Below are 6,573 nucleotides of genomic sequence, written 5' to 3'. Positions count from 1 at the left end.
ATCAGCGCCTCGTCCTCGGCGATGACGACACGGGTGGTGAGGGGAGGCACGTGCGACTGGTCGTCGTCGGGCACGTCGACGGGCTGGGGCGTCTCGGGGGAGGTCACGTGGGCTCCTTGTTCAGGGCAGGGTGCTGCTCCCAAGAGCCTACCTAGCTGCGGTATGGTGGACGGGCAGCGGGTCGGAGGAAACCTTCGATTCGTTGGGCCCCGGTAGCCCAACTGGCAGCAGGCGATGGCTTCAAAACCCATACAGTGTCGGTTCGAATCCGACTCGGGGCACTTTTCCTTGGTTTCCAAGGTCACGACAATAAGCGGACGGCCACGTTCTCGCTAATTTCTCTGACTTCCCGTGCGTATCGGTTATCACCACCCCACAGTGACCACATTACGACGTGAGCACACGCAAGCGAGTCTTGGCGCTGGTTTCTCAGGGGCGCAGCCTCAACTCGGTGAGCAAGGAGACCGGCATCTCCCGCGCCGCTCTCCGCTCTTGGCGCACCTCTACCGAACCCCGTCGACGCACCGGCCGTCCGTGTTGCCGCTGCCTGGACGAACCTAGCCACCCCGAGCGTCCGGCCTCGTACGCCTATCTCCTGGGCTTCTATCTCGGCGACGGCCACATCAGCGCGCATCGCAGAGGCGTGCACTTCCTGCGCATCGTCTGCGACAACGCCTGGCCGGGGCTCATTGATGCATGCGAGGCCGCCATTCGCGACGTGATGCCTCACAACAGCGTGTGCCGAGTGAAGAAGCAGGGGTGTGTCGCTGTGACTGGCTCCAGCAAACACTGGCCCTGTCTCTTCCCCCAGCACGGCCCCGGCAAGAAGCACGACCGTCCCATCGTCCTAGAACCCTGGCAGCAGGAGATCGTCGACGCCCATCCCTGGGAGTTCATCCGCGGTCTCATCCACTCCGACGGCTGCCGCATCACCAACTGGACGACACGGCTCATCGGTGGCGAGCGCAAGCGCTATGAGTACCCGCGGTACTTCTTCACCAACAAGTCCGACGACATCCGGAAGCTGTTCACCGATGCCCTCGACCGGGTCGGCATCGAGTGGACGACCCTCACTCGGAACGGCACCCCGATCAACATCTCCGTCGCCCGCAAAGCCTCAGTCGCCCTCATGGACGTCCACGTGGGCCCCAAGCACTGATCAACTCGCCACCGCGTACACGATCAGGTTGTCCTCCGTGTGCCCCTCCTCGTCGAAGAGGCCGTCACACGTGACCAGGCGCAGCGCGCGTTCGCCGGTCGGGCCGTAGACCTTCTGGGAGGGGAAGGCGTCCTTGTCGACGGTCTCCGTGGTGGTGACGGTGAAGTCGACGGTGTCGCCTTGACCGTCCTCGACCGTGACGGTGTCGCCCTCGTTGAGTTTCCTCAGGTCCCAGAAGACGGCTTCGCCGTGGCGGGTTTCGTTGTGGCCGATGAGGACGGCCGCGCCCGGTTCGCCGGGGATGCTGCTGCCGGTGTACCAGCCGGTGGTCATTCCCTTGTCGGGGGGTGGGACCTGGACGGTGCGGTCCTCGTTGAGGCCGAGTTCCATGATCGGGCTGGAGACGCCGATCGAGGGGATGGTCACGCGGGCGGGGGCGGTCGGGCGGGTGGTCTGCTGCTGCTGTCCGGGGCTGTGCTGGGGCGTGCGGGTGGGGGTGTCGTTCGTCGCCGTGGGGCTGGACGAGCAGCCCGCGAGTGCGACGAGGGCGGCGCAAACGAGGGCCGGCAGGGTGTGGCGGGGTGTGCGGGACACGAGGGCTCCAGGAAAGCGGGAAAGAACGGGCGCCTGGTCCACCGCTGCCGCTGTGGACCAGGCGCCCTTCAGGAGAGATCAGCCGTTGCGCTGCGCGCCCGCGCGGCGGCGCAGCACGTACGTGCCCGCGCCGGCGAGGAGGACGGTGCCGGCGGCGGTGCCGTAGAGGGTGGTGTTCGAGTCGGTGGCCGGGCGTTCGCCGGCGGCGACGCCGCCGCGCGGGATCTCGCCCTGCTGCGGCGCGCGGGTGGGGCCGTTGTCCTCGGCGGGTTCGGCGGCCTCGACCTCCTCCGCGCGGTCGGTGCGGTCGGCGCCGTCCTCGGGGGCGGTGGTGGGCTCGGGCTTGGCCTCGGTGGCCTCGGACGGGGCCGCCGAGGGTGCGCGCGTCGGGTCGTCGGTCGCGAGGGCGCCGGTGGTGGGGAGGAGCACCGCGCCGGTCACGCCGAGGGTGACCACGGCGGCGCGGAGGGGGAGTCGGTGGGACAGGGACATGTGGGAAGGCTCCAGTTCCGGCCCGGCTCGGTGATGCGTGAGGCGTTCTGCGTCATGCGGGGCCATGACCGAAGACTGGCCGGGGGTTGTGAGGAACCTGTCAGGGTGCCGTCAGCTTGTTGTGGTCCTTCGTCGGCAGGCGGAGGGTGAAGACGGAGCCTTGCCCTTCGGTGCTGGTGGCGTTCACCGTCCCGCCGTGGGCTTCGGTCAGTTTCCTGACGATGGCGAGGCCGAGTCCGCTGCCGCCGGTGCGGCGGTTGCGGGATTTCTCGGCGCGCCAGAAGCGGTCGAAGACGTGCGGGAGGTCGGTGGCCGCGATGCCGCTGCCCGTGTCGGTGACGTCGATGGCTGTCTCCTGTCCGTCCGCGTACGCGCTCAGGGTGACCCGGCCGCCCGTCGGGGTGTGGCGGACTGCGTTGGAGACGAGGTTGCCTACGGCCTGCCGTAGTCGTACCGGATCGGCGGTCAGTGGGACCGGTGCGCCCGCGATGACCTCCAGCGTGACCCCCGCCGTGTCCGCCCCGGCCTGGTGTGCCGCGGCGACCTGGGTGAGGAGCTCGTCGATGCGGACGGGCTCGTGGTGCAGCCGCAGCGCGCCGGCGTCGGCGGCGGCGAGGTCCTGGAGGTCGTCGATGATGTGCTGGAGCTGGACCGCTTCGTCGAGGAGGGAGGCGACGAAGGCGGGGTCGGGGGTGGCGAGGCCGTCCTGGGCGGCTTCGAGCCAGCCGCGGATGTTGCTGAGCGGGGTGCGGAGTTCGTGGGCCACGTCGCTGACCATGGCCTTGCGTTGGTCTTCGAGGCGGGCGCGGTGGGCGGTCATGTCGTTGAAGGCGGCGGCGAGCCGGCCGATCTCGTTGTCCTCGGCGACGGGTACGGTCTCGGGTTCTTCGCCGTCGCGCATGCGCTGGGCGGCGCCGGTGAGGGCGTGCAGGGGGCGTACGAGGCGGGCTCCGGCGAGGAGCGAGGCGCCGACGGTGAGGGCGAGGACGGCGGCGGCGACTCCGGCGATGCGTGCGGTGTTGGCCGGGGTGAGGTCGTATGCGGGGGTGGCGGGGGTGCCGCCGGGGTCGGTGATGAAGAGCAGGGCGGGTGAGGCGACGTAGGTGCCGAGTTGTTCGCGGCGGGCGCTGTCGACGCAGGAGGCGGCTGCGCGGTCGGCCTCGCTGTCGGGGGCGGCGGGTTCGGCGGCGTAGGAGGGGACGGGTTGGGGGGCCAGGGTGGGGACGCGTTCCGCTGCGACGGGGGCTTCGGTCGGTCCGTCGTCGTATCCGTCGGTGCCGGCGCGTGGCCAGGAGAGGTCCAGGTTGAGTCGTACGCCGGGGCGGTCCTGGCGGTCGAGGCAGGCGTTGACCAGCTGGTTGAGGGCGTCGAGGGCTTGTTGTTCGGTGGTTGTGGGGCGGTCCAGTTCGCCGGTGTGGCACCGGGTTTCCTGGGGGGTGGTGGTCTGGCTGCCGACGAGCTGGACGCGGGGGCGTCCGCTGGCTGTCCGGACGATGTCGGCGGCGATGCCGATGCGGTTGAGGCAGGCGACGTTGTCGTCCGCGGCTTCGCGCAGGGTCTTCTGTTCGGTGGTGGGCAGCAGGAAGGGGCCCACTGCTCGTGGGTCGATGCGGTTGGCGGTGCCGGTCGAGGCTTCGGTGAGGGCGGTGTCCACGGAGAGGGGGTCGACGACGGCGGAGGCTTGTGGGGGCAGGAGCGGGGGTGTGCTCTGTTCGGTGGAGTCGGCGATGAGCTGTCGGCTCTGGGTGGTGAGGACGATGCGGCGCTCGGACTGTTCCGCCAGGTTCCGCACGGTCTGCTGGACGTCGTCCCAGCGGGGGTGCGCGGCGGCGTAGCCGAGGAGGGTGTTGTAGATGCGGGCGTCGGCGGTGAGGTCGCGTCCTTGTTGTTGTCTGATGGCGCCGGAGGTGGTCTGGGAGGCGAGCCAGGCGGTGGCGGTGACCGAGCAGGCGGCGACGGCTGCGGACATGAGCAGGAGGCGGCCGAGGAGGCTTCTGCGGAGGGGCGGTCGTGTCCGTGTGCTAGGTCGTCGCACGGCGGGTGCCCTTTCCGGTTTCCGCCATCTTGTAGCCGACGCCGAAGACGGTGAGCAGCCGGACAGGTTTCCGCGGGTCGGGTTCGATCTTCTTGCGGAGGTTGGAGATGTGCATGTCGACGGTGCGGTTGCCGATGTAGCGGTCGAAGCCGTGGAGTTCTTCGAGGAGGCGCTGGCGGCTGAAGACGCGTCCGGGTTCGGCGGCCAGGGCGGTGAGGATGCGGAACTCGCCGGGTGTGCATTCGATGGGGCGGCCGTCGGCGGTGACCTCGTGGCGGGCCGTGTCGATGACGAGGGTGCCGACCGCGAGGCGGTGGTCCGTGTCGGGGTCGGGGGTGGGGTCCGGGGTGGTGGTGCGTCTCGTGCGGCGCAGCAGGGTGCGTACGCGGGCCATGAGTTCGCGGGGGCTGTAGGGCTTGGTCATGTAGTCGTCGGCGCCGAGGTCGAGGCCGAGGAGGAGGTCGTCCTCGGTGCTGCGGGCGGTGAGCATCAGCACCGGGAGGTCGCGGTGTTCGGCGCGGAGGACGCGGACGACGTCGAGGCCGTCGGCCCGGGGCATCATGACGTCGAGGACGAGGAGGTCGGGGGTGCGGTGCCGGACCTGTTCGAGAGCGGTGAGGCCGTCTTTGGCGACGGTCACCGTGTGTCCTTCGTTCTCGAGGTAGCGGCGTATCAGTTCGGCCTGTTTTTCGTCGTCTTCGGCGACGATGACGTCTGCGCACACGCGGACGATCGTAGGGGAGTTCGAAAGAGGGCCCCTCTCCGGTGGTGAGGGGCCCTCGTCCGAGCGGTCGGTGCGGGTTCTAGCGGGGGTCGTCGTCCTCCCCGATGTGGTGGACCCGCAGCATATTGGTGCCCCCGGGCACTCCGGGAGGTGATCCGGCCGTGATGACGACCAGGTCGCCGCGCTCGCAGCGGCCGTACCGGAGGAGCAGCTCGTCCACCTGTTGCACCATCGCGTCCGTGGAGTCGACGTGGGGGCCGAGGAAGGTTTCCACGCCCCAGGTGAGGCTGAGTTCGGAGCGGGTGGCCGGTTCGGGGGTGAAGGCGAGGAGCGGGATGGGTGAGCGGTAGCGGGAGAGGCGCCGTACCGTGTCGCCGGACTGGGTGAAGGCGACGAGGAACCTGGCGCCGAGGAAGTCGCCCAGGTCGGCGGCGGCGCGAGCGACGGCGCCGCCCTGGGTGCGGGGCTTGCTGGTGTCGGTGAGGGGCGGGAGGCCGCCCGCGAGGATGTCCTCTTCCGCGGCTTCGACGATGCGGGCCATGGTGCGGACGGTCTCGACGGGGTGTTTGCCGACGCTGGTCTCGCCGGAGAGCATGACGGCGTCGGTGCCGTCGATGACGGCGTTGGCGACGTCGGAGGCCTCCGCCCGGGTGGGGCGGGAGTTCTCGATCATCGAGTCGAGCATCTGGGTGGCGACGATGACCGGTTTGGCGTTGCGCTTGGCCAGCTTGACGGCGCGCTTCTGCACGATCGGTACTTGTTCGAGGGGCATTTCGACGCCGAGGTCTCCGCGGGCGACCATGATGCCGTCGAACGCGGCGACGATGTCGTCGATGTTCTCGACGGCCTGGGGCTTCTCGACCTTGGCGATGACGGGGAGGCGGCGGCCCTCTTCGTCCATGATCCGGTGGACGTCCTCGATGTCGCGTCCGCTGCGGACGAAGGACAGGGCGATGACGTCGAAGCCGGTGCGCAGCGCCCAGCGGAGGTCGGCCTCGTCCTTGTCGGAGAGGGCGGGGACGGAGACGGCGACGCCGGGGAGGTTGAGTCCCTTGTGGTCGGAGACGAAGCCGCCTTCGACGACCTTGGTGTGGACGCGGGGGCCGTCGACGCCCGTGACCTCCAGGGTGACCTTGCCGTCGTCGACGAGGATGCGTTCGCCGGTGGTGACGTCGGCGGCGAGGCCGGAGTAGGTGGTTCCGCAGGTGTGGCGGTCGCCCTCGGTGTCCGGCTCGACGGTGATGGTGAAGGTGTCGCCGCGTTCGAGGAGTACCGGGCCTTCGGTGAAGCGGCCGAGTCTGATCTTCGGACCCTGGAGGTCGGCGAGGAGGCCGACGCTGTGGCCACTCTCGTCGGCGGCCTTGCGCACGCGCTGGTAGCGGTCCTCGTGCTCGGCGTGCTCGCCGTGGCTGAGGTTGAAGCGGGCGATGTCCATTCCGGCGTCGACCAGGGCCTTGATCCGGTCGTAGGAGTCGGTGGCCGGCCCGAGAGTGCAGACGATCTTTGCTCGGCGCATGTTTCGACCCTAGGGCTTACCGCCCGGTAGACAATTGGTCGGGTATGACTACT

The 6,573-nt window shown here is 69.6% G+C and carries 6 protein-coding genes, 1 tRNA gene and 1 pseudogene; 2 read left to right on the top strand and 6 right to left on the bottom strand.

All coding sequences use genetic code 11. The annotated features are described in order from the left end of the window. Positions 1-107: pseudogene (locus UW392_RS63675) on the bottom strand (response regulator); the annotation flags it as partial. Between the two features lie 99 nt (positions 108-206). Between UW392_RS63675 and UW392_RS63670 the strand changes: the two are divergent. Continuing rightward, a tRNA-Leu gene (locus tag UW392_RS63670) sits at positions 207-281 on the top strand. Between the two features lie 113 nt (positions 282-394). After that, entirely contained in the window at positions 395-1,159 is a 765-nt protein-coding gene (locus UW392_RS63665; protein WP_320784647.1) for a transcriptional regulator, read from the top strand. Here the strand turns inward: UW392_RS63665 and UW392_RS63660 are convergent, their stop codons facing one another. The 5 genes from UW392_RS63660 to pyk all read right to left on the bottom strand — a co-directional run bounded on the left by UW392_RS63660 (position 1,160) and on the right by pyk (position 6,520). Next, positions 1,160-1,753, bottom strand: coding sequence for a class F sortase (locus UW392_RS63660; RefSeq protein ID WP_320784646.1), 594 nt, complete (start codon positions 1,751-1,753; stop codon positions 1,160-1,162). It lies immediately after the preceding gene. A 78-nt stretch (positions 1,754-1,831) separates the two neighbouring features. Beyond that, positions 1,832-2,245 (bottom strand): LPXTG cell wall anchor domain-containing protein, encoded by a 414-nt coding sequence (locus UW392_RS63655; RefSeq protein ID WP_320784645.1) that lies wholly within the window; start codon positions 2,243-2,245, stop codon positions 1,832-1,834. A 100-nt stretch (positions 2,246-2,345) separates the two neighbouring features. After that, positions 2,346-4,214 (bottom strand): HAMP domain-containing sensor histidine kinase, encoded by a 1,869-nt coding sequence (locus UW392_RS63650; protein WP_320784644.1) that lies wholly within the window; start codon positions 4,212-4,214, stop codon positions 2,346-2,348. A 52-nt stretch (positions 4,215-4,266) separates the two neighbouring features. Further along, on the bottom strand, positions 4,267-5,004 hold the full coding sequence (locus tag UW392_RS63645; protein WP_320784643.1) for a response regulator transcription factor: 738 nt from the start codon (positions 5,002-5,004) through the stop codon (positions 4,267-4,269). A gap of 79 nt (positions 5,005-5,083) precedes the next feature. Beyond that, positions 5,084-6,520, bottom strand: a complete 1,437-nt coding sequence (gene pyk, locus UW392_RS63640) for a pyruvate kinase (RefSeq protein ID WP_320784642.1) — start codon at positions 6,518-6,520, stop codon at positions 5,084-5,086. Between the last annotated feature and the right edge of the window lie 53 nt (positions 6,521-6,573).

It is taken from the genome of Streptomyces sp. CRN 30 (genome assembly GCF_034105845.1).
This window is presented reverse-complemented; position numbering and strand designations above follow the sequence as displayed.

Bases quoted from the DNA above. Each gene is read 5' to 3' on its own strand.
- UW392_RS63655 (WP_320784645.1), bottom strand. From the start codon at position 2,245: ATGTCCCTGTCCCACCGACTCCCCCTCCGCGCCGCCGTGGTCACCCTC.
- UW392_RS63650 (WP_320784644.1), bottom strand. From the start codon at position 4,214: ATGTCCGCAGCCGTCGCCGCCTGCTCGGTCACCGCCACCGCCTGGCTC.
- pyk (WP_320784642.1), bottom strand. From the start codon at position 6,520: ATGCGCCGAGCAAAGATCGTCTGCACTCTCGGGCCGGCCACCGACTCC.